This window comes from Streptosporangium sp. NPDC005286, assembly GCF_040607515.1.
Taxonomy (GTDB): domain Bacteria; phylum Actinomycetota; class Actinomycetes; order Streptosporangiales; family Streptosporangiaceae; genus Streptosporangium.
This window is the reverse complement of the sequence record NZ_JBEXGU010000065.1, coordinates 1-24,413: the sequence shown is the minus strand read 5'-3', so window position 1 is coordinate 24,413 and position 24,413 is coordinate 1. Positions and strand designations below refer to the sequence as shown.

Annotated in this window: 19 protein-coding genes and 1 pseudogene; 11 read left to right on the top strand and 9 right to left on the bottom strand. The window is 70.2% G+C overall.

The window, feature by feature from the left end; translation table 11 throughout:
* Positions 1–256: 256 nt before the first annotated feature.
* A pseudogene (locus tag ABZU75_RS23340) lies at positions 257–550 on the bottom strand (GntR family transcriptional regulator); the annotation flags it as partial.
* Positions 551–591: 41 nt separating this feature from the next.
* Here ABZU75_RS23340 and ABZU75_RS23335 point away from each other — a divergent pair.
* Positions 592–906: a hypothetical protein gene (locus tag ABZU75_RS23335; protein ID WP_355557803.1), complete on the top strand. Its 315-nt coding sequence runs from the start codon at positions 592–594 to the stop codon at positions 904–906.
* Between the two features lie 135 nt (positions 907–1,041).
* Here ABZU75_RS23335 and ABZU75_RS23330 read toward each other — a convergent pair whose 3' ends face one another.
* The 3 genes from ABZU75_RS23330 to ABZU75_RS23320 all read right to left on the bottom strand — a co-directional run bounded on the left by ABZU75_RS23330 (position 1,042) and on the right by ABZU75_RS23320 (position 3,165).
* Positions 1,042–1,263 (bottom strand): hypothetical protein, encoded by a 222-nt coding sequence (locus tag ABZU75_RS23330; RefSeq protein WP_355557800.1) that lies wholly within the window; start codon positions 1,261–1,263, stop codon positions 1,042–1,044.
* Between the two features lie 3 nt (positions 1,264–1,266).
* Entirely contained in the window at positions 1,267–2,034 is a 768-nt protein-coding gene (locus tag ABZU75_RS23325; protein ID WP_355557797.1) for a Clp protease N-terminal domain-containing protein, read from the bottom strand.
* Between the two features lie 66 nt (positions 2,035–2,100).
* Positions 2,101–3,165 (bottom strand): hypothetical protein, encoded by a 1,065-nt coding sequence (locus ABZU75_RS23320; RefSeq protein WP_355557794.1) that lies wholly within the window; start codon positions 3,163–3,165, stop codon positions 2,101–2,103.
* A 148-nt stretch (positions 3,166–3,313) separates the two neighbouring features.
* Between ABZU75_RS23320 and ABZU75_RS23315 the strand changes: the two genes are divergently transcribed.
* Entirely contained in the window at positions 3,314–4,237 is a 924-nt protein-coding gene (locus ABZU75_RS23315) for an LLM class F420-dependent oxidoreductase (protein WP_355557791.1), read from the top strand.
* A gap of 150 nt (positions 4,238–4,387) precedes the next feature.
* Here ABZU75_RS23315 and ABZU75_RS23310 read toward each other — a convergent pair whose 3' ends face one another.
* Positions 4,388–4,918, bottom strand: coding sequence for a DUF1707 domain-containing protein (locus ABZU75_RS23310; RefSeq protein ID WP_355557789.1), 531 nt, complete (start codon positions 4,916–4,918; stop codon positions 4,388–4,390).
* A gap of 7 nt (positions 4,919–4,925) precedes the next feature.
* Positions 4,926–5,699, bottom strand: coding sequence for a PadR family transcriptional regulator (locus tag ABZU75_RS23305; protein ID WP_355557787.1), 774 nt, complete (start codon positions 5,697–5,699; stop codon positions 4,926–4,928).
* 698 nt (positions 5,700–6,397) lie between these two features.
* On the opposite strand from ABZU75_RS23305, the gene ABZU75_RS23300 reads away from it, so the two are divergent.
* The 6 genes from ABZU75_RS23300 (at position 6,398) to ABZU75_RS23275 (ending at position 15,031) form a co-directional block, all read left to right on the top strand.
* Entirely contained in the window at positions 6,398–7,126 is a 729-nt protein-coding gene (locus tag ABZU75_RS23300) for a metal-dependent hydrolase (RefSeq protein WP_355557784.1), read from the top strand.
* A gap of 190 nt (positions 7,127–7,316) precedes the next feature.
* A complete protein-coding gene (acnA, locus tag ABZU75_RS23295) occupies positions 7,317–10,088 on the top strand; it encodes an aconitate hydratase AcnA (RefSeq protein ID WP_355557781.1) in 2,772 nt (923 codons plus the stop codon).
* Between the two features lie 378 nt (positions 10,089–10,466).
* Positions 10,467–11,585 (top strand): substrate-binding domain-containing protein, encoded by a 1,119-nt coding sequence (locus ABZU75_RS23290; RefSeq protein WP_355557779.1) that lies wholly within the window; start codon positions 10,467–10,469, stop codon positions 11,583–11,585.
* 193 nt (positions 11,586–11,778) lie between these two features.
* A complete protein-coding gene (locus tag ABZU75_RS23285) occupies positions 11,779–12,543 on the top strand; it encodes an ATP-binding cassette domain-containing protein (RefSeq protein ID WP_350917127.1) in 765 nt (254 codons plus the stop codon).
* On the top strand, positions 12,540–13,787 hold the full coding sequence (locus ABZU75_RS23280) for an ABC transporter permease (RefSeq protein ID WP_355557774.1): 1,248 nt from the start codon (positions 12,540–12,542) through the stop codon (positions 13,785–13,787). The genes ABZU75_RS23285 and ABZU75_RS23280 overlap by 4 nt, the downstream gene beginning before the upstream one ends.
* A 35-nt stretch (positions 13,788–13,822) precedes the next feature.
* On the top strand, positions 13,823–15,031 hold the full coding sequence (locus ABZU75_RS23275) for an ROK family transcriptional regulator (RefSeq protein ID WP_355557771.1): 1,209 nt from the start codon (positions 13,823–13,825) through the stop codon (positions 15,029–15,031).
* Between the two features lie 224 nt (positions 15,032–15,255).
* On the opposite strand, the gene ABZU75_RS23270 is transcribed toward ABZU75_RS23275, so the two are convergent.
* A complete protein-coding gene (locus ABZU75_RS23270; RefSeq protein WP_355557769.1) occupies positions 15,256–16,173 on the bottom strand; it encodes a neutral zinc metallopeptidase in 918 nt (305 codons plus the stop codon).
* A gap of 119 nt (positions 16,174–16,292) precedes the next feature.
* On the opposite strand from ABZU75_RS23270, the gene dxs reads away from it, so the two are divergent.
* Together dxs and ABZU75_RS23260 are read left to right on the top strand one after the other, a co-directional pair.
* Positions 16,293–18,212 carry a 1-deoxy-D-xylulose-5-phosphate synthase gene (gene dxs / locus ABZU75_RS23265; RefSeq protein ID WP_355557766.1) on the top strand — a complete coding sequence of 640 codons (1,920 nt, stop codon included), beginning with the start codon at positions 16,293–16,295 and terminating at the stop codon, positions 18,210–18,212.
* Between the two features lie 106 nt (positions 18,213–18,318).
* Positions 18,319–19,791 carry an amino acid permease gene (locus ABZU75_RS23260; protein ID WP_355557764.1) on the top strand — a complete coding sequence of 491 codons (1,473 nt, stop codon included), beginning with the start codon at positions 18,319–18,321 and terminating at the stop codon, positions 19,789–19,791.
* 60 nt (positions 19,792–19,851) lie between these two features.
* On the opposite strand, the gene ABZU75_RS23255 is transcribed toward ABZU75_RS23260, so the two are convergent.
* Together ABZU75_RS23255 and ABZU75_RS23250 are read right to left on the bottom strand one after the other, a co-directional pair.
* Complete coding sequence (locus ABZU75_RS23255; protein ID WP_355557761.1) at positions 19,852–21,924, bottom strand: 3-hydroxyacyl-CoA dehydrogenase NAD-binding domain-containing protein; 2,073 nt, start codon at positions 21,922–21,924, stop codon at positions 19,852–19,854.
* Entirely contained in the window at positions 21,921–23,120 is a 1,200-nt protein-coding gene (locus ABZU75_RS23250) for a thiolase family protein (protein WP_350917104.1), read from the bottom strand. The genes ABZU75_RS23255 and ABZU75_RS23250 overlap by 4 nt, the downstream gene beginning before the upstream one ends.
* Positions 23,121–23,309: 189 nt before the next feature.
* Here ABZU75_RS23250 and ABZU75_RS23245 point away from each other — a divergent pair, with 189 nt between their 5' ends.
* On the top strand, positions 23,310–24,302 hold the full coding sequence (locus ABZU75_RS23245; protein ID WP_355557757.1) for a LacI family DNA-binding transcriptional regulator: 993 nt from the start codon (positions 23,310–23,312) through the stop codon (positions 24,300–24,302).
* Positions 24,303–24,413: the final 111 nt, after the last annotated feature.

Sequence of the window (24,413 nt, the reverse complement as noted above, 5' to 3'; positions counted from 1 at the left end):
GTCAGCGGGTCGATCTAGGCTCTGAACTGCAGTTATGCAACACGTCATGTTTCGCTGTGGGTCAGTGTGAGTCAGTGTTTTCCAAGAGCTTTGCGCATGAGATGCGCACAATCTTGGAACTCGCGGCCCGTCACATTGCGTAGACAAGAGACCCGACCGATACAGACCAAGGGGTAGGCCGCAATAGCGGCACCCGGTAGGGTCCCGGTGCGGCCGCGCAGGGGAGTCGCCCCCGCTCCACCGCGGGGACCTCTCGCTATTCCAGCCGGATCTCCGCCGCGTCCCCAGGAAGCACCTCAACGCCTCCATCTGGCCGCTCGGCCACCAGGACCCAGACGCCCTCACTGAAATCCAGTTCGGCCCGCTCGGCGCGCGTAGGGGGCCGAGTGAAGATGCGCATCCCCGGCTCTCCTGCCACCACCGCCGCCTCCCGTGCGCGCACGAACGTCCCTCGGCCGGCGACGGTGCGCACCAGGCCGAGCTCGGCAAGGTAGCCGATCGCCCGCCGCACGGTGTCGCGGGCCACGCCGTACTCCTGTGTGAGGCGGGTGACGTCTACTCGCCGCCCTCAAACTCTCATCAGGAGTCACTATGTGGAGAGTCGTCCCTCTCGCCCTGCTCACTGCCCTCGTGACCGGATGCGGCTCGGGCGCGACCGCCCCGACCGCCTCTGCCATGCCGAGCCCGAACCCCTTCAACGCTGCCGCCTGCAGCCACTACGTGACCGCCCTGGCGCGCCTGGACGAGAACGTCGCGGACGGCCAGGCGAACGGCTACGTACCGATCGGCCTCCAGGTCGACACCCGCGACGGCGAGAAAGAAGTGCGCCGGGCGGCCGAGGGAGAGACGAAGCGGGCCATGGAGCGCACGGCCCCGCCGCGATCAGCGTCCTCGGGATGGCGATGACGGACCCACGAGGGCGGCGGCCGGGAGCCGGAGGCCTCGAACGGCCGAAGCAGGTGGGCAGGGAGAAGCAGGCCCGAGAGGGTGACCAGGGTCGGCCGAGGAGTGACCCGGAGGAGAACGCGCCGGGGCGGTGTCTCATCGCGTTCCGGCGCGGTCCTTCGCCGAGGCGGGGGAACCGCCGCGTGTGCCGCCTTCCGCGGATGCGGCGCGCACGATCGTTCCAGCCACTCCGCCGGCGACCAGGCCGGAGACCACACCCGTGATCACACCCGAGCCGATGCCCACGAGTACGCCGACGAGTACGCCCACGGCCAGGCGCGCGATCACGGCTGCGACCGCGTGCACGGTCGTGCTCACCGGCTACGCCTCGTCCGCGAGGCCGAGGTGCTCCTCCAGCCGGTCGAGCCTGCGCAGGACGGGACGGAGCTCCTCGCGTACGGCCGCCGACAGTGCGCTCGCCGCGTCGGCGAGCTGGGCCGGGACGACTGAGGCGGTCTGGGTCTGCGCGCGCAGGTGGACATAACCGGCGAGGGCCGCCGCGACCGCGCGGCGGGTCAGCCGGTGCTCGGCCCCCAGCTCCCGCAGGACATGCCCGGCCACTCCCTCCGGTTCGGCGATCAGCCCGAGAAGCAGGTGTTCGCAGCCGATGTAGTTGTGGCCGAGCGAGGTGGCCTCGGTGACGGTCATCTCCAGGGCCGCCGCCGCGGGCGCCCCGAAGGCGAGCTCGGCATCGCCGGTGGTCGCGGCCGGGGCGGCGGGGCTCGGCCGGTCCAGCCGGCGCCGCACCTCCTCGGGGTCGATCTCCAGGGCGCCCAGGACCTGGAGCGCTAGATTGCTCCCCTCGGCGAGCATGCCGCCCAGCAGATGCTCGGTGCCGACCTCGGCCGCGCCCAGGGCACGAGCCTGCTCCACCGACAGCTTGATCACGGACCGGGCCCGCGGGGTGAAGTGGGGGAAGCGCGCCGCCAGGTCGTCGAGGTCGGGGGCGCTGAGCGCCGTCTCGCGGATGGAGGTCACCCGCCGTACGGCCTGCTCCAGTGCCCGCTGGCACACGGCGGAGACCGGCACGCCGGCTCTCTTGACCGCCTCGGCCAGCTCGTCCGGCAGGTAGACGTTGATCTTCGGCATCACATCTCCCCTTTAGGGTTATAGAAGGGTTATAACCCATAGATAACCCTAAAGGGGAGTGATTGTCTAGCGTGCCGCGCCGGTGAGGAACCGGGTGATGCCGGGGGCGAGGGCCGCGCCCCTGGCGGAGAGCCATGCCAGGTTGTTGCGGCTGGTGAAGGCGGCGAGTCTGCGGGCGTCGAGCCGGGTGAGATCGCCGGACCTGGCCAGCACGGGTGTCAGGGCGATCCGGTTCCAGGCGGCGCTCTCCCCCAGGGAGCGGGCTATCTGCGGATGCGCGGCGCGGACGGCGGAGGCGATCGGGTGCAGGCGGCCTCCGGAACCGGGGGAGGTGCCAACGGGGGCGAGCAGGTTGACGGTGGCGATCTCGACGCCTTCCGCCCGGGTGACCCGGAGCAGCTCCTGGTCGCCGAGGGCCAGGCCGGTCCCGGTGACCGGGAGGGTGAAGCTGACCGTGAGGGGGCGGCCCTCGCGGGCGGCCTGCCGCTGCAGGGCCGCGATCGCCCTGGCGCGCCGCCGCACGGCGGCGTCACCGGCCGGGGCGTGGACCTCGAAGTCGATGTACCTGGCGTCGAAGGCGCCGATCGCCCGGCGGTAGGCGGCGGTGAGCCGGCCGAGGTCCGCGCAGGCGGTGGCGAGTTCGCGTCCGGCGGGGCCACCGAAGGCGAGACCCGCGTCCCCGCCGGCGGCGCGCAGGGGGCCGAGCCGGTTGGCGACCGGATTGCGTCCCTGTCCCTGGAGTCCGCCCCAGCGGGGGACGCAGCCGCTGCGCCCGGCGGTGAGGTGGCCGAGCGTGAACCAGCGCACGCGGCTCTTCCTGGCCGCCTTGGAGAGGTTGAAGCGCGGGTCGTGGACCGCGTCCACGAACGCCACGAAGCCCGACGGGCGGACGACGGCCGGTGTGGACGCCTGCTCGGGCGCGGGCCGGGTGGCGGTCCCCGAGGGGGGCGCGCCCGCCCCGGCACGCCTGCCGGCGGCGGCCCACTCGCCCTGCGCCCTGGGGGGCAGCAGCCAGATCGCGCCACCGGTTCCCGCGGCGAGCGCGATGGAGGCGAGCACCACGAGGGGCCGGGGCGGGGTGCCGGGCTCGCGGGCCCGGCGAGTGTCGGGACGGTCGGTCGCCACGGGCATGTGATCCCCCTTCCTCAACGACAGGGGCGATCGCTGTGAGTGTCGGATCCGCTACCCGTTGCGTCGAAGGGCAGAACGTTAGCAAGCGTTCCGGCCGCGGCGTGGGCTTTCTGCGGATGCCGTCCGGAGTGCCCGGATAATGGTCGTCATGAAGTTGAGGATCTTCACGGAACCGCAGCAGGGTGCCACCTACGACGAGTTGCTGGCGGTCGCGCTGGCCGCGGAGCGGCTGGGGTTCGACGCCTTCTTCCGTTCCGACCACTACATGCGGATCGGAACGGGCGACCCCGGTGCCGGCTCCACCGATGCCTGGACGACCCTGGCGGGCCTGGCCAGGGACACCTCCACGATTCGCCTGGGCACCCTGGTCACCCCGGCCACCTTCCGGCTGCCAGGGCCGCTGGCGATCAGTGTGGCCCAGGTCGACCAGATGAGCGGCGGCCGGGTCGAGCTGGGCCTGGGCACCGGCTGGTTCGACGCCGAGCACGTCGCGTACGGCATCCCGTTCCCGCCGGTCGGCGAGCGGTTCGGCCGGTTCGAGGAGCAGTTGGAGATCCTGATCGGGCTCTGGACCACACCGGCGGGCAAGACGTTCTCCTTCGAAGGCGCCCACTACCGGCTGGCGGACTCGCCCGCGCTGCCCAAGCCCACGCAGAGCCCCAGGCCGCCGATCATCATCGGCGGCGTCGGCGCCACGCGCACCCCGCGCCTGGTCGCCAGGTTCGCCGACGAGTACAACGTGCCGTTTCGCACCCTGGACGACACCGCGAAGGCCTTTGACCGGGTCGGCAGGGCATGTGAGGCGGAGGGCAGGGAGCCGGTCGTGCTCTCGGTCGCGCAGACCGTCTGTGTCGGCTCCGGCGACGCGGAGATCGCGCGGCGGGCCGGGGGCATCGAGCAGGACCTCGGCGTGCTGCGCGCGACGGGCTTGGCGGGTACCCCCGCCGAGGTGACCGAGAAGATCGGCCGCTTCGCCGAACTGGGTGTCGAGCGGGTCTACCTGCAGGTGCTTGACCTGGCCGACCTCGACCACCTGAACCTCATCGCCGAGGAGGTCCTGCCGCACGTGTAGGCCGGGCACCGCGCCCCTCCTCGGGGCGCGGGCGCGCCGGGTCGAGGGCGAGCCGCAGCGCGGGGAGCGCGAGACGGTTCTTGCCGCTCCGGCACCGGTCTGTGATTTTTCGACAAAGCCGGATGAAGAAGGAGGACATTCTCCAGGGGCTCAGAAAGCGCCTGGAGGGCTGAACCGGCGGGCCCGCGCCCGGGAGTGCCACCGCCTGTGGCGGAGCAGGCCCAGCACGGCCATCGCCAGCCAGGCGAGGAGAAGGAACTTCAGCACCCCGGCCCCGGCCATCGCCACTCCCGCCACCAGCAGCAGGATCATCACGGGAGCGAACGGGGGGCCGCCCCGGTGTCCCGCGTGGTGGTGACTCCAGGCCGCGCGGTGACGGAATCGGGACCCGGGCCGGAACCCGGGATGATGGACGCCCCAGGCGTGCGCGTGCCACCCGCGGTCCCACGGGCTCCCGGTGTCCTCGAACCCCTCCGGCCCGGGGTCGCGCGGACCGGGCAGGCCGGGCAGGTCCGCGCACACCACGGCGAGGTCGCCACCCGTCCGTGCGGACAGGGCCGACTCGAGGCGCTCGTCGAGTTCCTCGCGGGTCAGGCGGCCCTGGGCGTAGTGCTCGCGCAGGGCCTCCATCGCCACGTCACGTTCGGCGTCTCCGATGCGGAGGCCGTCTCGGGGCGTCATGGTCGGGTCACTCCTCGCCGGTGTCGCCGTCGGCCAGAATCTGGTAGAGCTTGCGGCGCGTCTCGGCCAGCGTCTCCTTCGCCTGCCGGATCTGCGACTCGCTGCCGGTCTGCAGGATCTGGAGCATGGCGAACCCCGACTGGCGGGCGGTGTCCATCAACTCCCAGGTGCTGTCGTCGATGTCGGGCGTCATCTCCTCCCACGGCGCGCGTACCTCGTCGGAGTGCTCGGTCACGTAGGCGCGGCCTGCCTCGGTGAGGCTGAAGGTCTTGCGCCCCTCGTTCTCCTCGGCCAGGACCAGGCCCTCATCGGTGAGCTGCTGCAACGCCGGGTAGACCGCTCCCGGGCTGGGCTTCCAGCCCCCCTCGCTGCGCCGCTCGATCTCCTGGATGATCTGGTAGCCGTTTCGCGGGGACTCGGTGAGCAGGGCGAGGATCGCCGCGCGGACATCGCCGCGCTTGGCCTTGCGCCCGCGCCCGAACGGCGGCCCCCCGCCGAAGGGGCCCCCGCCGAACGGGCCTCTGCCCCCCCGGCCGCCTCGACCGCCCCTGCCGAAGTCCCAGGGGAACCCGCCGCCGGGGAAGGGGCCGCGGTGCCCGCGGTGCCGGTGCTCGTGCGGTCCGCCCTCGTGGTGCTGGTGCGGCCCGTGCTGCGGCCCGCTCTCGTGCCATCCGGCGGCCATCTGCCGCCACGCCTCCTTGGCCGCGCGCTTCATCTCGCGCCTGACCTCCTGGGAGCCGAACCCGGCCCAGGGGCCACTCGTGGCGTTCGCTGCCGTCATGTCGTACCTCCATATCGCGATCGTCTTTTGATCGCTCTCGATGCCTCAAAGATATATCGAGAACATTCTGACAGCAACCCTTGTCCTGAAATATGGTTCTTCCCTTGAGGGGGAGCCGACGGTCACCGTGCGGGTGCTCAGCGTGTAAGTGAGGCAGATCACGTAATTCTTGCCGGATTCTGGAACAAGTACTGAGACCTGCACGTTACAAAGGACGTAGACGGGATTCGTTCCGCGCCGGAAGGGCTGGGGGGTGCTTTCGGCGCGGAACGGTCCCGTCTGTCGTTTCCGCAGGCCGCCGCCTGCTCGCCGATCTTTCCCGCCCGTCTCCGGCCTCCCGTGGAGGCGATCCGGAGGGGGTGCGGCGAGGACTCCGGGGTGAGACCCCAGGGTGAAGGCGATCTTCCCGGGTGGGTGCTCTCGTACGGCCGTCCCCGGCACCGATCGGCGGTTCCATCCGTTCCTCATTCGTAGGAAGATGCCGATGGCAGGCACTTCTCGTGAAGGGACGGGGAGATCGAAGCGGACGAGCGTCGCCCTCGAGTGATCCTGGAAGCGGGTGGAGGCGACCGGTGCTCACGCGCCGGGATCGCCTCGCCCACGCGACACGCCGATGGTGCAAAATGGCACGGTCCTCCACCTGGAGGGGTCTTTGCCGTACAGTCTCCCGGCGTGATCTTGATGGTGGTGTCTGAGCGATGATGGGGCATACGCATGCGCTGACGGGCGCGATCGCCTGGCTGGGGGTGGCGCCCGGGCTGGCCGCGCTGCCCCTGCTGACCGAGACGTCGAAGTTCATAGAGACCGGCGTCATGGTCAACGCGCTCAACCCGGCCGAGTTCGTCGCCGGGGCCATCATCTGCGCCGGTGCCGCGATGCTGCCCGACCTCGACCATCCGAGCGCGACGATCGCGCAGACGTTCGGGCCGGTCACCTGGGGTCTGAGCAAGGCGGTGTCATGGCTCGCCGGCGGACACCGCAACGCCACCCACTCGCTGGTGTTCGCGGCCGCCGCGGGCTTCGGCGCGCACTACCTGGCCGGCACCTATCCGATCGGCCGCGACATCCTGGTGGTCCTGCTCATCGGCCTGGCGCTGCGGGCGATCGGGATCGGCATTCCGGGCAAGAAGTTCGCCTCGGCGATGCTCAACGTCGGTATGACGGCCGGGCTGTTCGTGGTGTTCCGCAGCGACGGTGTGGGCTACGCCTGGCTGGGGCTGGCGGTCGCGATCGGATGCCTGACCCACGTCGTGGGTGACTGCTGCACCGAGAAGGGCTGTCCCGTGCTCTGGCCGATACGGCAGAAATGGCTGCTGCCGTGGAAGATCGGCATCAAGACGGGCCGTGCTTTCGAGCAGAAGTTTCTCGCCCCGGTACTTTCCGTCGTCGTTCTCGGGCTGCTGTACCTCCGCCTCGCCCCGCAGTGATCATACTGAGGGGTAATTTGATGTCGAGATACCCGGAGCGATATCTTGATATCGAGACATCCGCTGCAACCTGCGGGCGGCTCGGAGGTTAGGTGTACCTAACAGTCCGGGGTGCTCCGGCGGTGCGGCAGGATTCAATCGCGCCTATGTGCCGGCGCGACAGACATCAGGGTGATGAGGGAGGCGAACCGTGTCCTCGAACAGCTTTGGCAGCCGTGACACGCTCCGCGTCGGTGACGCGGGATATGAGATCTACCGGCTGGACGCCGTGGAAGGGTCGGGGCGTCTCCCGTACAGCCTGAAGATCCTTCTTGAGAACCTGCTCCGCACGGAGGACGGCGCGAACATCACCGCCGACCACATCCGCGCGGTCGGCCAGTGGGACCCGTCCGCCGCGCCGAACGTGGAGATCCAGTTCACGCCGGCCCGTGTGATCATGCAGGACTTCACCGGCGTCCCGTGCGTCGTCGACCTGGCGACCATGCGCGAGGCCGTCCGCGACCTCGGCGGCGACCCCGCCAGGATCAACCCGCTCGCCCCGGCCGAGATGGTCATCGACCACTCGGTCATCGTCGACTTCTTCGGCGGGCCCGAATCCTTCCAGCGCAACGTCGAGCGGGAGTACGAGCGCAACCGCGAGCGCTACCAGTTCCTGCGCTGGGGACAGACCGCCTTCGACGAGTTCAAGGTCGTCCCGCCGGGCACCGGCATCGTGCACCAGGTCAACATCGAGCACCTGGCCCGCGTGGTGATGACGCGTGACGGGAAGGCCTACCCGGACACCTGCGTCGGCACCGACTCCCACACCACGATGGAGAACGGCATCGGCGTCCTGGGCTGGGGCGTCGGCGGCATCGAGGCCGAGGCCGCGATGCTCGGCCAGCCGATCTCGATGCTGATCCCGCGGGTGGTCGGTTTCAAGCTGACCGGCAAGCTCCCGGCCGGGGCCACCGCCACCGACCTGGTGCTCACGATCACCGAGATACTCCGCGAGCACGGCGTCGTCGGCAAGTTCGTGGAGTTCTACGGCGAGGGCGTCTCCAGCGTGCCGCTGGCCAACCGGGCCACGATCGGCAACATGAGCCCCGAGTTCGGCTCGACCTGCGCGATCTTCCCGATCGACGGCCAGACGATCGACTACCTCACGCTGACCGGCCGCCCCGCCGAGCAGGTCGCCCTGGTCGAGGCCTACGCCAAGGCCCAGGGGCTGTGGCTCGACCCGGAGGCCGAGGAGCCGGTCTTCTCCGAGTACATCGAGCTGGACCTGGCCACGGTCGTCCCGTCGATCGCGGGCCCCAAGCGCCCCCAGGACCGCATCGCGCTGTCCGAGGCCAAGAGCGCCTGGCGCGCGGCCGTCAAGGACTACGTGCCGAGCATCCAGGGCCCGCTCGACGAGGCGTCCGACGAGTCCTTCCCCGCCTCGGACTCCCCGGCGATCTCCCACGCCGGCAACGGTGACAGGCCGCACGCCGCCGGTCACAACGGCAAGCGCCCGCACAGGGTCGTTCCGGTCACCCTGGCGGACGGCACCACCTTCGAGATCGACCACGGCGTGGTGACCATCGCCGCGATCACCAGCTGCACCAACACCTCCAACCCGTACGTCATGATGGGCGCCGCGCTGCTCGCCAGGAACGCGGTCGAGAAGGGCCTGACCCGCAAGCCGTGGGTCAAGACCTCCCTGGCCCCCGGCTCGCAGGTCGTCACCGGCTACTTCGAGCGCTCGGGCCTGCAGCCCTACCTCGACAAGATCGGCTTCAACCTGGTCGGCTACGGCTGCACCACCTGCATCGGCAACTCGGGCCCGCTGCAGGAGGAGATCTCCGCCGCCATCCAGGAGAACGACCTCGCGGTCACCGCGGTGCTGTCCGGCAACCGTAACTTCGAGGGCCGGATCAACCCCGACGTCAAGATGAACTACCTGGCCTCGCCGCCGCTGGTGGTCGCCTACGCCCTCGCGGGCACCATGGACATCGACCTGAACACCGAGCCGCTGGGCACCGGCTCGGACGGTGAGCCGGTCTTCCTCGCCGACATCTGGCCGGCGCCCGAGGAGATCGCGGCGGTCGTCGCCTCCTCGATCGACCAGGAGATGTTCCTGCACGACTACGCCGACGTGTTCAAGGGCGACGAGACCTGGCGCTCGCTGCCGATCCCGACCGGTAACACCTTCGAGTGGGACCCGGACTCGACCTACGTCCGCAAGGCCCCCTACTTCGAGGGCATGCCGTCCGAGCCGGAGCCGGTGACCGACATCTCCGGGGCCAGGGTGCTGGCGAAGCTGGGCGACTCGGTCACCACCGACCACATCTCCCCGGCCGGCGCGATCAAGGTCGGCACCCCAGCGGCCGACTACCTCAAGGAGCACGGTGTCGCGGTCAAGGACTTCAACTCCTACGGCTCGCGCCGGGGCAACCACGAGGTCATGATCCGCGGCACCTTCGCCAACATCCGGCTGAAGAACCTGCTGCTCGACGGCGTGGAGGGCGGTTACACCCGCGACTTCACCGCCCCGGGCGGGCCGCAGGCCTTCATCTACGACGCCTCCGCGAACTACCAGGCCGCGGGTATCCCGCTCGTCGTCCTGGCCGGCAAGGAGTACGGCTCGGGTTCCTCGCGTGACTGGGCGGCCAAGGGCACCGCGCTGCTCGGCGTCCGCGTCGTCATCGCCGAGTCCTACGAGCGCATCCACCGCTCCAACCTGATCGGCATGGGCGTGCTGCCGCTGCAGTTCCCCGAGGGGGAGACGGCGCAGTCACTGGGCCTGACCGGTGAGGAGACCTTCGACGTCGTCGGCGTCGAGGCCCTCAACGGAGGCGGCATCCCGCGGACCGTGACGGTCAGGGCCGACGACAAGGAATTCCAGGCCGTCGTACGCATCGACACCCCCGGAGAGGCCGACTACTACCGGCACGGGGGCATCATGCAGTACGTCCTGCGCTCCCTGCTCGCCAAGAGCTGAGCAGGAGGGGCGGGGCCGCACGCAGGCTCCGCTCACATCGGGGGACACCCCAGACAGGAACCGCCCGGTGGGACATCATCCCGCCGGGCGGTTTTTATGTTCTCCCGGTCACCGCCCGGAAGCGGCAGGTGGGGGCCGTGATCCCAGGCGAGATGGCCGTGCGGGGCCATGGGGGTTAATGACGCGTTTCTGGATTGTTACCGGCCACAACAAACTTTACCCATAGAAGGTCTGGCGCTCCTGGCCGGTGGCGGAATACGTTGCCGCAAACAACATTCAACGGAACGGTGAGCCGAGATCCGGTGGAGCCGTACCCGCGAATTCGGCATGCCGCACCTCCGTCGTACCCCCCACTTTCGAAGAAAGGACCCGTGCACCATGCGCAAGGGGATCCTCAGCCTTACCGCCGCCGCCGCGGCGATGACCCTTGGCCTCGCCGCTTGCGGGAGCGACGATGCCGACACCAGCGCGTCGAGCGGCGCGTCCCCCGCGGAGAGTTCGGCTGCCGTGGCGGGCAAGGTCGGCGTCATCCTCCCCGACAGCAAGTCCTCCGCCCGCTGGGAGACCGCGGACCGCAAGTACCTGGAAGAGGCGTTCAAGGCCGCGGGCGTCGCCTACGACATCCAGAACGCCCAGGGTGACAAGACCCAGTTCCAGACCATCGCCGACCAGATGATCACCAACGGTGCCACGGTTCTGATGATCGTCAACCTTGACAGCGGCACCGGCAAGGCCGTGCTCGACAAGGCCAAGGCGCAGGGCGTGGCCACCATCGACTACGACCGCCTCACTCTCAACGGCGGCGCGTCCTACTACGTCAGCTTCGACAACACCAAGGTCGGCACTCTGCAGGGCGAGGGCCTGGTGAAGTGCCTGACCGACAAGAAGGCCGACAAGCCGATCATCGCCGAGCTCAACGGCTCGCCGACCGACAACAACGCCACGTTGTTCAAGAACGGCTACGACGGCGTGCTCAAGGCCAAGTACGACTCGGGGGACTATGTCAAGGGCCCCGACCAGTCGGTTCCCGACTGGGACAACGCCCAGGCGGGCACGATCTTCGAGCAGATGCTCACCGAGCAGCCGAAGATCGCCGGTGTCCTGGCCGCCAACGACGGTCTCGGCAACGCGGCCATCTCGGTCCTGAAGAAGAACAGCCTGAACGGCAAGGTCCCGGTCACCGGTCAGGACGCCACGGTGCAGGGTCTGCAGAACATTCTCGCCGGTGACCAGTGCATGACGGTCTACAAGGCGATCAAGAAGGAGGCCGACGCGGCGTCCGCGCTGGCCATCGGCCTGGCCAAGGGCGAGAAGCCCGCGGCGACCGGTACGGTCAAGGACACCGAGAGCGGCGCCGACGTGCCCGCCGTTCTCCTCGACCCGCAGCCGATCTTCTTCGACAGCGTCAAGGACGTCGTCGCCGACGGCTTCGTCACCAAGGACGAGCTGTGCACCGGTGAGTTCGCCGACAAGTGCACCGAGGCCGGAATCCAGTAGGGCGTGCGGGGGACGGACGGCCGCCCCGGAGGCCGTCCGTCCCCCTGCGCTCCATCGCGGCGTATTCGCACTGTGACGCCGGAGGGACGCGGCAGGTGAGTCGTCCATTCCGGCTACGGGGCAGGACACCGCCCGCAGGCGCCCGAGCCGCGCGAGCTTCGCCGCGCGAAATGAACACAGGGAGCACAACCCCATGACCCCCGCACTGGAACTCCGCGGGATCGACAAGAGCTTCGGTCCCGTACAGGTCCTGCACGACGTCGCCTTCTCCGCCTACGCCGGAGAGGTGACCGCGCTGGTCGGCGACAACGGCGCAGGCAAGTCCACACTCGTCAAGTGCGTCGGCGGCATCCACCCGATCGACTCCGGCGAGTACTTCTTCGACGGCAAGCCCGTCCGGATCGGCAGCCCGCGCGACGCGGCCGAGCTGGGCATCGAGATCGTCTACCAGGACCTCGCGCTCTGCGACAACCTCGACATCGTCCAGAACATGTTCCTGGGTCGTGAGCACCGGCGAGGCATCGTCCTCGACGAGGACACGATGGAGGCGATGGCGGCCAAGACCCTGGAGAGCCTGTCGGTCAGGACCGTCAAGTCCATCCGCCAGCTCGTCGCCAGTCTCTCCGGTGGCCAGCGCCAGACGGTGGCCATCGCCAAGGCCGTGCTGTGGAACAGCAAGGTGGTCATCCTCGACGAGCCGACGGCGGCGCTCGGCGTCGCCCAGACCGCGCAGGTGCTCGAACTGGTCCGGCGCCTGGCCGACCAGGGCCTGGCCGTCGTGCTGATCTCGCACAACATGAACGACGTGTTCGCCGTGTCGGACCGGATCGCCACCCTCTACCTGGGCCGGATGGCGGCCCAGGTCAAGACCTCGGACGTGACCCACGCGCAGGTCGTCGAACTGATCACCTCCGGCCGTAGCGGGGACCTCGGCCTCACCAACGGAGCCACCGTATGACCGCCACGATTTCCCCGAAGCGCGTACCCGAGGCCCCCTCGATCAGGAGCAACGTCCGCGGCTACGCCGAGCGGGTACGCGGCGGTGACATGGGCGCGCTGCCGGCGGTGTTCGGTCTCGTGGTGCTCTGCACGATCTTCGCCATCCTCCGGCCGTCCTTCCTGACCGCCGGAAACTTCGCCAACCTGTTCACCCAGGGCGCCGCGGTCACGGTGATCGCCATGGGCCTGGTCTTCGTGCTGCTCCTCGGCGAGATCGACCTGTCGGCGGGCTTCGCCAGCGGTGTCTGCGCCGCGGTGCTCGCGATCCTGCTCAGCAGCCAGGGACTGCCCTGGTACGTGGCGGTTGGCGCGGCCATCCTCACCGGCGTGGTGATCGGCACCGGGATCGGCTCCATCGTCGCGAAACTCGGCATCCCGTCGTTCGTGGTGACGCTCGCCGCCTTCCTGGCCTTCCAGGGGCTCGTGCTGCTGCTGGTCAAGGGCGGCACCATCATCGCCATCCGGGACGAGACCATCCTGGCGATCGCCAACAAGAACCTCCCGCCCGCGCTGGGCTGGATCCTGCTGGCCGTGGGGGTCGCCGGATACGCCGGTCTCCAGCTGCTGCGCGCCCGCAAGCGTGCCGCCCGGGAGCTGACCGCCGATCCGGTCTCACTGATCGCGGTCCGGGTGGGCGCCCTCGCGCTGCTCGGCGGGCTCGCCGTCTACTTCCTCAACATCGAGCGGAGCCGCAACGCCGCGGTCGTCTCGCTGGCGGGCGTGCCGCTCGTGGTGCCCATCATCGTGGTGCTGCTGCTGGTCCTGACGTTCGTGCTGCGCCGCACGGCGTACGGACGTCACCTGTACGCGGTCGGCGGCAACGTCGAGGCCGCGCGCCGGGCGGGCATCAACGTCGACCGGATGAAGATCAGCGCTTTCGTGATCTGTTCCTCCATGGCCGCGATCGGCGGCGTCATCGCCGCCTCCCGGGCCAGTTCCGTCGACCCGAACACCGGCGGCAGCAACGTGCTGCTGTACGCGGTCGGCGCCGCGGTCATCGGCGGCACCAGCCTGTTCGGTGGCAAGGGCCGGGTGCTCGACGCCATCCTCGGCGGTGCGGTGGTCGCGGTCATCGAGAACGGCATGGGCCTGATGGGCTACAGCTCCGGCGTCAAGTTCATGGTCACCGGATCGGTGCTGCTGCTGGCCGCCATGGTGGACGCGCTCTCCCGCAAGCGGGCGGCCGCCACTGGTCTAAGGTGATCAGCGACTCCGATCCACCGAAGGAACCCCTCGTCATGCGGGCAGGCCCCTCCCAAGAGGAGATCAGGCGCCACAATCTTGGCGCCCTGCTCCGCCACGTCCATCTGAGCGGCCCCACCTCGCGCGCGGAGCTCACCAACCGGATGGGCCTCAACCGCAGCACCATCATGGCCCTCACCGCCGACCTGACCGCCGCAGGCCTGGTCAGGGAGGAACTTCCCAGGGAGACCGGCCGGGCCGGGCGCCCCTCCCTGGTGGTCCGCCCCGAGTCGGCGCGGGTCTACGTGTTCGCCTTCGACGTGGGCGTCGACCGGATGGTCGCCGCCCGCGTCGGCCTGGGCGGCACGATCCTCGACCGTCGCGAGACGGTACGGAGGCGCGGTGCCTTCTCCCTGGAGGAGATCGTCGGCCCGCTCGCCGCCTTCGCCCGGCAGATGCACCGCAGGACCCGGCCCGACACGGTGTGCGTGGGGGTGGCGGCGGCCTTCTCCGGTGGCGTGGGCCGCGATGACGGAGGCATCAGGTTCGGGCCCAACATGGCCACCGTGGAGGACGTGCCGTTCGCCGAGGAGATGACCCGCCGGCTGGCCTTCGGCCTGCCGGTCACGGTCGGCAACGATGCCAACCTCGCCGCCCTCGCCGAGCAGACCCGGGGTGTCGGCGTCGGCTGCCGGGACCTCGTCTACCTGCACGGCGACGTCGGCATCGGCGGCGGTGTGATCGCCAACGGACAGTTGCTCGGCGGTCACCTTGGTTTCGGCGGCGAGGTCGGGCACATGATCGTCAACCCTGACAAGGGTCGCGTCTGCGGGTGCGGCTCGCTCGGCTGCCTGGAGGCGGAGGTCGGCGAGCGTGCCCTTCTTGAGGCCGCGGGTCGCTTCGGTCCCCAGGTCGGCAGGGACGCCGTCCGCGCCGTGGTCGACGCCGCCGACCGGGGTGACGTCGTCGCGCAGGCCGCGCTGAGCCGCGTCGGTGACTGGCTCGGCCTGGGCGTCGCCAACCTCGTCAACATCTTCAACCCCGAGATGGTGGTGTTCGGCGGCATGCTCAGGGAGATCTACCTCGGCTCCGCCGCCCAGGTCCGCAGCCGTCTCGCCCTCGACGCCCTGCCTCCGTCCCGTGAGCACCTGCGCCTGCGCACCTCGGCCCTCGGTGATGACGCCACCCTGGTCGGCGCCGCCGAGCTGGCCTTCTCCCAGGTCCTCGCCGACCCTCTGGAAGTCCTCGCCCGCGCCGGCTCCTGACCCGCGCCGGCGGCTGGAACAGGAACAGTCCGGTCACCTCGGCGAGGACGCCCGTGCAAGTGATTGGAGCAGCAGAGCGCCTGGGCGTCGCCGGGGAACCCGCCGCAGCCGGTGGCAGGCAGAACACCGGGTAAAGCTGTTAGGCGGCCAAGCTCTGAGGGTACGGCCGCGGGCGGCGGGACCCAGTGGGGTTTGCACCGGTTCCCTCCGGGACCGACGGGCGATCAGGCGACCCGGCCCGTGGCGGCGGACCAGGTGTTGCAGCCGGAGGGGGAGCCGGAGTCGAAGCCGCGCTCCATCCAGTAGGCCTGGCTGCGGCCCTTGCCGTGGTCGTTCTTGGGCCAGTTCTTGTGACCGTTGGCGTTGACCCAGCCGACCATCGCCTCCCACTGCGCCTGCTCGACCGGCAGGTCGTCGGCGATCTGGCGCAGGAAGACGGAGGCCAGGCAGTCGGCCTGCAGTTCGAGGCGGCGGGAGTAGGAGAGCTTGGTGGCCGCCTTCGCGTACCAGACGCTCCTGGCGTAGTAGTCCATGATGCCCGCGAGGTGCTGCACGTGGTGGGCGTACTCGTGGGCCATGAACTGGGCGTGGTTGGCCGCGTAGGGGTTCCGCAGGACCTGGCGGGTGATCCCTATGTAGATGGTCTTGTTGGTCGAGCAGTACAACCCGCCCGCGCTGCTGGGCCACCGGCCGCAGGGCGTGGTCACCTTGGAGGTGGAGAAGCGCAGTCTGGGCCTGGAGAAGGACAGGCCCGCCTTGGAGAACTGGGTCTTCCAGGAGCGGTTCAGGCACTGGGTGATCCGAGTCATGAAGGTCCGGTAGGAGGCCGCGCTCCCCGCGCGGATCGTCCCCGCCGAACATCTGGTGACCGGCATCGAGCCGGTGCGGTAGAGGCGGTTTGATGTCGCGGCGGCGCGGCCCTGCGGCGCGGCCCGCTCCTTGACGGCCGAGCCCCTGGCGGGGGCCTTGCCGGGGGCCGGGGTGGAGGTAAGGGCGGGGGAGGGAACGGGCGCAGGGGTGACCGCCGGAAGGATCGCCGGGGTGACGTAGGGGACGGCGATGACGATTCCCGTGGCCACCGCCGCGAATACCAGGAAGGCCACGATCAGTGACAGTTGTCGCCTGGAGGGGAGGGGGTTCATGGTGAGGGAAAGGTTAGGGCAACTGTATATAAACCGTGCAGTTTTTTCACCCGGGAGGGCAGCGCCTGCCAACCGAACTAGACTCGTCGTGACGGTCACTGGACAGAGGGGATGATTCCGTGAGCGAGCGGACCGGGCAGCCTGGAAGTCTTCTGGAGTCGGTCAAGGGGCCAGGGGACCTCAAGCTGCTGGCGGTGGACGAGTTGCCACTGCTCGCCACCGAGATCAGGGACCTTCTGATCGCCTCCACGGCCCGCAGCGGCGGCCACCTCGGCCCCAACCTGGGTGTCGTCGAGCTGACGATCGCGATGCACCGGGTCTTCGACTCGCCGCGTGACCGGATCCTGTGGGACACCGGTCACCAGGCCTATGTCCACAAGATGCTCACCGGCAGGGCCGGGCAGTTCGACACGCTCCGCCAGGAGGGCGGCCTGTCGGGCTACCCCAGCCAGGCCGAGTCCGAGCACGACATCATCGAGAACTCGCACGCCTCGACCGCGCTGTCGTACGCCGACGGCCTGGCCAAGGCGTACCGGCTGCGGGGCGAGGCGGAGCGCACGGTCGTCGCGGTGATCGGAGACGGGGCGCTCACCGGCGGCATGGCCTGGGAGGCGCTCAACAACATCGCGGCGCGCAAGGACCTGCCGCTGATCATCGTGGTCAACGACAACGGCCGCTCCTACTCGCCGACCATCGGCGGGCTCGCCTCCCACCTGGCCTCGCTGCGCACCACCCAGCGCTACGAGGACATGCTCGACTTCGTCAAGGGCAGCCTGAACAGGGTCCCGGTGGTCGGCGCTCCCGTCTACGACGCCCTGCACGGCGTCAAGAAGGGCATCAAGGACGTCCTGGCCCCGCAGGTCATGTTCGAGGACCTCGGCCTGAAGTACATCGGGCTGGTCGACGGCCACGACGAGCAGGCGGTGGAGTCCGCGCTGCGCAGGGCCAGGGACTTCCGCCGCCCGGTCATCGTGCACGTGCTCACCAAGAAGGGCTTCGGCTACTCCCCGGCGGAGAACCACGACGAGGACTGCTTCCACTCGCCGGGCGTCTTCGACCCGCTGACCGGCGAGGAGAAGCCGAAACCGCACGGCTGGACCAACGTCTTCGGCCAGGAGATGGTGCGCCTGGGCGCCGAGCGTCAGGACATCGTGGCGATCACCGCCGCGATGCTCGGCCCGACCGGCCTGATCCCGTTCTCCGAGGCCTATCCCGACCGCCTCTACGACGTCGGCATCGCCGAGCAGCACGCCCTGACCAGCGCCGCGGGCCTGGCGCTCGGTGGTCTGCACCCGGTGGTGGCCGTCTATGCCACCTTCCTGAACCGGGCCTTCGACCAGCTCCTGATGGACGTCGCCCTGCACCGCCTCCCCGTCACGGTCGTGCTCGACCGGGCGGGCGTCACCGGCGACGACGGCGCCAGCCACAACGGCATGTGGGACCTGTCGATCCTGCAGGTCGTCCCCGGCCTGTCGATCGCGGTTCCCCGCGACGAGCCCCGGCTGCGCGAGCTGCTGGCCGAGGCGGTGAAGGTCGACGACGGCCCGACGGTGCTGCGCTACCCCAAGGGCCCGGTGGCCGTCGAGATCGAGGCGGTCGGCCGCCTCGGCGAGATGGACGTGCTGCGCGGGGGCGACGCCGACGTGCTGTTCGTCTCCGTGGGGCCGATGGCCGAGCTGTGCCTGGAGGCCGCCGACCTGCTCGACGCCCAGGGGATCTCCGCCACGGTGGTCGACCCGCGCTGGGTCAAGCCGCTGGACGAGGCCCTGGTGGCGGCCGCCCGCGACCACAAGCTGGTCGTGGTCGTCGAGGACAGCGGCAGGGTGGGCGGTGTGGGTGACGCGGTCGCCCGCCTGCTGCGCGACGCCGACGTCGACGTCCCGGTCCGCACCTACGGCATCCCGCGGCGCTTTCTCGACCACGCCAAGCGTGCGAAGATCCTCAGCGAGATCGGCCTGACCTCGCAGGACATCGCCCGGCAGGTCACCGAGGCGATCGCGAAGCGCTCTCCGGCCCTGGAGAACGAGCCGGCCGGCTGACCACACCTCCCTTCCAAACATCCTCGGCTCCGCCGTTCAGGCGGTGATCCGCTGGGCATGACCTGATGCGTCGGCAAGGGTGACCACCGGCGCATCAGGAGGGATCGTGGGTGTTCTTCGCGTCAAGTCGGTGGAGCAGTCGATCTCGGACACCGAGGCACCGGAACACCGGTTGCGCAAGGATCTCACCGCGCTGGACCTCACGGTCTTCGGTATCGGCGTCATCGTGGGCACCGGCATCTTCGTGCTCACCGGCCGGGTCGCCAGGGAGACGGCGGGGCCCGCGGTGGCGCTGTCCTTCGTGGCCGCCGGGATCGTCTGCGCGCTGGCGGCGCTCTGCTACGCCGAGTTCGCCTCCACGGTCCCGGTGGCCGGGTCCGCCTACACCTTCGCCTTCGCCACCCTGGGCGAGCTGCCCGCCTGGATCATCGGCTGGGACCTGACGCTGGAGATGATGCTCGGCTCCGCGGTCGTCGCGGTCGGCTGGTCGGGGTACCTGACCTCGCTGCTGGCGTCCCTGGGGGTCCCGCTGCCCGGCGTGATCGCGGGGGAGGGGGCGGTGTTCAACCTGCCCGCCGCGCTGGTCGTGCTGCTGCTCACCGGGGTCCTGGTCCTCGGGATCAAACTGTCCTCCCGGTTCAACCTGATCATCGTCACGATCAAGCTCGCGGTGATCCTGCTGGTCGTGGTGGCGGGGCTGTTCTTCGTCAGGGGCGCCAACTACTCGCCGTTCATCCCGCCGTCCAAGGCGACCCCCGCGGTGGAGGGGCTGGCCGCGCCGCTGATCCAGGTACTGTTCGGCATCACCCCGGTCGCGTACGGGGTGCTGGGCATCTTCAGCGCCGCGGCGGTCGTGTTCTTCGCCTACATCGGCTTCGACGTGGTCGCCACCGCCGCCGAGGAGACCCGCAACCCGCAGCGGGACCTGCCCATCGGCATCCTGTCCTCACTCGGTGTCTGCACCGTGCTCTACGTCGCGGTCTCGCTGGTCGTGGTCGGCATGCAGCCCTACCGTCAACTCAGCGAGGCGGCGCCACTGGCCGACGCGTTCAAGGCCGTCGGCCAGACCTGGGCCGCGTCGCTGATCAGCGTCGGCGCGCTGGTCGGCCTGACGGCCGTCGTGATGATCCTCATGCTGGGCATGTCACGGGTGATGTTCGCCATGTGCCGCGACGAACTGCTGCCAAGCGGGCTGGCCAAGGTCCATCCGAAGTACCGCACGCCGTACGTCATCACCATCATCATGGGTGCCGTCGTCGCGGTCCTGGCCGGGCTGGTGCCGCTGTCCACGATCGCCGAACTGGTCAACATCGGCACGCTCTTCGCGTTCGCGGTGGTCTCGATCGCAGTGGTCATCCTCCGCCGCACCCGTCCCGACCTGCCCCGCTCCTTCCGTACCCCGCTGGTGCCGCTGGTGCCCGTCCTGTCGGTGCTCGCCTGCCTCTACCTGATGCTCAACCTGCCGGTGGAGACCTGGATCAGGTTCGGGGCGTGGATGCTCCTCGGGTTCCTGATCTACATCGGCTACGGCTACCGGCACAGCAGGCTGTCGGAGCAGCGGCGGGCAGCGACACGGTGACGCGCTCCCCCGTCCCGCGACGGTCGCGAGACAGGGGAGCCACACCGGGAAAGGGGGGCGTCAGGCGGGCACCGAGGCCACGCCAGGCGGCAGGAAGCGCACCTCGGAGATCTCCTCGCGGTCGAGGTAGGGGGTGACGCCGCCCAGGTGGAACGGCCACCCCGCGCCGAGGATCATGCACAGGTCGATGTCCTGGGGAGCGGAGACCACACCCTCGTCGAGCATGAGACGGATCTCCTCGGCCAGGGCCCGCAGCGCCCGCAGCCGGACCTGTTCGGCCGTGGACGGTGAGGTGCCCCCGGCGAAGAGGGCCACCGCCTCGGGGTCCAGGGAGAAGTCCGGCGCGTAGACACCCGGCTTACCCGCCGCGACCAGCCGGGCGAGGTTCTCCGACACCCCGTAGCGGGACGGGAACGCCTCATGCATCGTCTCGGCGACGTGCAGTGCCACGGCCGGGCCGACGAGCTGCAGCAGCGCGAACGGGGTCATCGGCAGGCCGAGCCCGTCCAGCGCGTGGTCGGCGAGCTCCAGCGGGGTGCCCTCGTCGACGGCGCCGATGACCTCGCCCATGAAGCGGGTCAGCAGGCGGTTGACCACGAACGCGGGCGCGTCCTTGACCAGCACCGACGACTTCTTCAGCGACCGGCCGACGGCGAAGGCCGTGGCGAGCGTCGCGTCGTCCGTCCGCTCCCCTCGGACGATCTCCAGCAGCGGCATCACCGCGACCGGGTTGAAGAAGTGGAAGCCCACGACGCGCTCGGGGTGCCGGAGCCCCGAGGCCATCTCGGTCAGCGAGAGCGAGGAGGTGTTCGTGGCCAGCACGCACTCGGCGGAGACGACCGCCTCCACCTCGGCGAACACCTTCTGCTTGACCTTCATGTCCTCGAACACGGCCTCGATGACGAAGTCGGCGTCGGCGAACGCGTCCTTGGTCAGCGAGCCGGTCACCAGGGCCTTGAGCCGGTTGGCCTGGTCGCCGGAGACGCGGCCCTTGGCGAGCAGCTTGTCGATCTCGGTGTGCACGTAGCCCACGCCCTTGTCCAGCCGGGCCTGGTCCAGGTCGGTCAGCACGACCGGGACCTCCAGGCGGCGGGCGAACAGCAGTGCCATCTGCGAGGCCATCAGGCCCGCGCCGACGACGCCGACCTTGGTGACCTTGCGGGCCAGGGCCGCCTCCGGGGCTCCGGCGGGCTTCTTGGCCCGGCGCTGCACCAGGTCGAAGGCGTACAGGCCGGCGCGGAGCTCGTCGCCCATGAGGAGGTCGGCCAGCGCCCGGTCCTCGGCGGCGAAGCCCTCGTCGCGGGTGGCGGTGCGGGCCAGCTCGAGGAGCTCCAGCGCCCGGTACGGGGCGGGGGAGGCGCCGTGCAGCTTCATGTCGAGCAGGAAACGGGTGTCGGAGACGGTCTTGGACCAGTCCTCGGCGGTGTGGTCGGCGCGGGAGACGGTGACGTCGCCGCGCAGCACCGCCGAGGCCCAGCGCAGCGACTCCTCAAGGAAGTCGGCGGGCTCGAACATCGCGTCGGCGACCCCCAGCCCGAACGCCTCCCTGCCCTTGATCATGCGGTTCTGCGAGAGCGGGTTCTCGATGATGAGCTTGACGGCCGCGGCCGGCCCGATCAGGCGGGGCAGCAACTGGGTGCCGCCCCAGCCGGGGACCAGGCCGAGGAAGCACTCCGGCAGTGCCACGGCGGGCACACCGGAGGAGATGGTGCGGTACGTGCAGTGCAGCGCGATCTCCAGACCGCCGCCCATGGCCGCGCCGTTGACGAACGCGAACGACGGCACGTCCAGCTCGCCGAGGCGGCGGAACACCTCGTGGCCCAGCCGGCCGATCTGTAGCGCCTGGTCCCGTTCCGAGACCAGCGCGGCGCCCTTGAGGTCGGCGCCGACGGCGAAGACGAACGGCTTGCCGACGACGCCCACGGCCGCCAGGTCGCCGCGCCCGGCGATCGCGTCGAGGGCCTCGCCCAGTGAGGTCAGCCCCCCGGGGCCGAACGTCGACGGCTTGGTGTGGTCGAAGCCGTTGTCCAGCGTGATCAGGGCCATGGTGCCCGCACCCTGGGGCAGCTCCACGTCGTGGACCGTCGCCCGGGTGACGATCTCGTCGGCGAAGAGTTCCTTGATGTCCGTCACTTGTTACCTTCCCAGCTGAGGTTCTCCCAGATGACCGTTCCACCCATGCCCAGGCCGACGCACATCGTGGTCATGCCGTAGCGGACGTCGGGGCGCTCACCGAACTCGCGGGCGAGCTGCGTCATCAGGCGCACCCCGGAGGAGGCCAGCGGGTGGCCGAAGGCGATGGCGCCGCCGTAGGGGTTCACCCGGGCGTCGTCGTCGGCGATGCCGAAGTGCTCGAGGAACGCCAGCACCTGTACGGCGAAGGCCTCGTTGATCTCGAACAGTCCCATGTCGGAGATGGAGAGCCCGGCCAGGCGCAGCGCCTTTTCCGTGGACGGGATCGGCCCGACCCCCATGACCTCGGGGTCCACGCCGGCGAAGGCGTAGGAGACCAGGCGCATCTTCGGGGCGAGGCCGAGCTCCTCGGCGACGTCGGCGGCGGCCACGACGCAGCCGGTGGCACCGTCGTTGATACCGGAGGCGTTGCCCGCGGTGACCCGGCCGTGCGGGCGGAACGGGGTCTTCAGCGCGGCCAGACCCTCCAGCGTGGTGCCGGGGCGGGGGGCCTCGTCGGCGGTGGCCAGCCCCCAGCCCTTCTCGACGGACCTGGTCGCCATCGGGACCAGGTCAGGCTGGATCCGGCCGTCGGCGTAGGCCTTGGCGACCTTCTCCTGGGAGGCGAGGGCGAAGGCGTCCGCGCGCTCCTTGGTGATGGAGGGGTAGCGGTCGTGCAGGTTCTCGGCGGTCATGCCCATGACGAGGGCGGAGCCGTCCACGAGTTGCTCGGCCAGGAAGCGGGGGTTGGGATCGACGCCCTCGCCCATGGGGTGGCGGCCCATGTGCTCGACGCCGCCGGCGATGGCGACGTCGTAGGCGCCGAAGGCGATGCCTCCGGCGACCGAGGTCACCGCGGTCATCGCGCCGGCGCACATGCGGTCGATCGAGTAGCCGGGCACGCTCTTGGGCAGCCCGGCCAGTATCGCGGCGGAGCGGCCGAGGGTCAGGCCCTGGTCGCCGATCTGCGTGGTGGCCGCGATGGCCACCTCGTCGACGCGCTCGGGAGGCAGATTCGGGTTACGCCGGATCAGCTCGCGGATGACGCGGATCACCAGGTCGTCGGCGCGTGTCTCGGCGTACAGGCCCTTGGGGCCCGACCTGCCGAAGGGTGTGCGCACACCGTCGACGAATACGACGTCACGAGACGAAGGCACGGGGTTCGCTCCTCGTTGCTGGATGGCTTCCCCCCTATGCTACTCGTGGGTAACAACGTTTGGCGCGGCCGGTCCCGCGCGAGGTGGGTAAGTTGTTCCCCAAGGTGCGCGGTCCGGTGCGGCATGTCCCGGATGCGGGACGGCGACAACTCTGACAGACTTTGGAAAACGCTTTCCGGGAGGTTGTCGGTGGTCACGCTTGAGGATGTCGCCCGGCACGCGGGCGTCTCGCTCGCCACGGCGTCACGGGTGCTCAACGGCAGCACCAGACAGGTGGGCGCATCCCTGCGGGCCAAGGTGGAGCTGGCCGCCGCCCAGCTGGGATACCGCACCAACGTGGCCGCGCAGACCCTCGCCAGGGGGGCCAGCAACGTGATCGGCCTGGTCGTTCACGATCTCACCGACCCCTACTTCGCCGCGATCGCCGACGGGGCCATGCGGGTCGCGGAGAACCAGGGGCTGATGGTCATGATCGGCACCACGCACCGCGACCCCCAGCGGGAGATCGCCTATGTCTCGACACTGAACGCGCAGCGGGTCCGCGCCGTGCTGCTGGTCGGCTCCCGGATCGCCGACGAGCAGCTGACCCGGCAGCTCCGCGAGGAGCTCGACCGCTACCGGGAGACCGGTGGCCGGGCGGCCTGCGTGGGCCAGGACCTGCTCGGGGTCGACGCGGTGGTGCCGGACAACCGCCTGGGCGCCGCCGCGCTGGCCCGCGCCCTCGCCGGGCTGGGGCACCGGAGCTTCGCCGTCCTCGCCGGGCCCGAGCGGCTGATCGCGTCCATGGACAGGGTGGCCGGGTTCGCCGCCGCGCTCGAAGAGCTCGGCCTGCCCGCGCCGCGTGTCCTGCACGGCTCCTTCGACAGGGAGGGCGGCTACTCGGCGGCCACCCAGGTGTCCGGGGTCACGTGTGTCTTCGCCGTCACCGACGTGATGGCGGTGGGTGCCCTGGCCGCCTTCAGGGACCGGGGCATCCGCGTCCCCGAGGACGTCTCGGTGGCGGGCTTCGACGACATCTCCACGCTGCGCGACCTGGTTCCCTCGCTGTCCACGGTGCGGCTGCCGCTCGCGGAGATGGGTGCCCGCGCGCTGGAGATGGCCCTCGCCCCGGACGAGGGGGCCAGGGCCCAGGTCGTGACCGGCGAGGTGATCCTCCGCGAGAGCACCCGCGCTCTGGGCTGAGGTCGCCTCGGCCGACCCACCTCTGCCGCGACGTCACGACGGCGGGGGCGGCCGCCCCCGCGGGCGGGCGGCCCGGGGGGGGGGGGGCGTGGATATGAAACGAAGAAAAAA